The organism is Micromonospora sp. NPDC049799 (genome assembly GCF_040656655.1).
Taxonomy (GTDB): Bacteria; Actinomycetota; Actinomycetes; order Mycobacteriales; family Micromonosporaceae; genus Micromonospora.
Window position 1 is genome coordinate 1 of the sequence record NZ_JBFAMU010000866.1, and the last position, 1,270, is coordinate 1,270.

Below are 1,270 nucleotides of genomic sequence, written 5' to 3' on the forward strand. Positions count from 1 at the left end.
CCGCGGTCGGCGCCCGGGCCGGGGCTGACCGGATCCGATCACCGACGGCCCGGTCGGCGGCGCTGGTTCCGGCGCCACCGGCCGGGCCCGGTACTGTTCCCGTGATGGAGTCCGACGCCCTCTTCACCCTCGGTGAACCCGCCGGTGCGCCCGCCGCGCCCACGGGCTCCGCCGGTGTGGACGGCTTCACCCCGGTCAGCGAGGATTCCCCGCTTCCGGTCCGGATGCGTCCGGCGAGCCTCGACGAGCTGGTCGGTCAGGATCATCTCCTCGCGCCGGGCGCACCCCTGCGGCAACTCGTCTCCGGCGCCGCGCCGATGTCGGTCATCCTCTGGGGGCCGCCGGGCAGCGGCAAGACCACGATCGCGCACCTGGTGGCCCGCGCCACCGACCGCCGGTTCGTCGCCATGTCGGCGCTCTCCGCCGGGGTCAAGGACGTCCGCGCGGTGATCGAGACCGCCCGCCGCCAGCGCCGGTCCGGCGGCCCGCAGACCGTGCTCTTCATCGACGAGGTCCACCGGTTCAGCAAGACCCAGCAGGACTCGCTGCTCGCCGCCGTCGAGGACCGCACGGTCACGCTGCTCGCGGCGACCACCGAGAACCCGTACTTCTCGGTCATCTCGCCGCTGCTGTCGCGGTGCGTGCTGCTCACCCTCCAGCCGCTGGACGACGCGGCGGTCCGCGGCCTGCTGCGCCGCGCGGTCGCCGACCAGCGCGGCCTGGCCGGCATCCTCACCCTCGACCCGGCGGCGGAGGACCACCTCGTCCGCCTCGCGGCCGGCGACGTTCGCAAGGCGCTCACCGCGCTGGAGGCGGCCGCGGCCTCGGCCACCGCCCTCGGCACCGGCCGGATCGACCTCGCCACCGCCGAGCAGGCGGTCGACACGGCGGCGGTCCGGTACGACCGCGACGGCGACGCCCACTACGACGTGACCAGCGCGTTCATCAAGAGCATGCGCGGATCGGACGTGGACGCGGCCCTGCACTGGCTGGCCCGGATGCTGGTGGCCGGAGAGGACGCCCGGTTCATCGCCCGGCGCCTGGTCATCTTCGCCAGCGAGGACGTCGGCATGGCCGATCCGGCCGCGCTCGGCGTGGCCACCGCCGCCGCCCACGCCGTCGAGTACGTCGGGCTGCCCGAGGCCCAGCTCAACCTTGCCCAGGCGGTCATCCACCTGGCCACCGCGCCCAAGTCCAACTCGGCCACCACGGCCATCGGCGCGGCCATCGCCGACGTCCGGGCCGGCCGGGGCGGGTCCGTGCCGCGCGG

Annotated in this window: 1 protein-coding gene; it reads left to right on the forward strand. The window is 75.4% G+C overall.

Annotated elements, in window-relative coordinates; genetic code table 11:
• Positions 1-104: 104 nt before the first annotated feature.
• Positions 105-1,270: replication-associated recombination protein A (locus AB0I76_RS30205; RefSeq protein ID WP_357042627.1), on the forward strand; the 1,166-nt coding region annotated here is incomplete at its 3' end.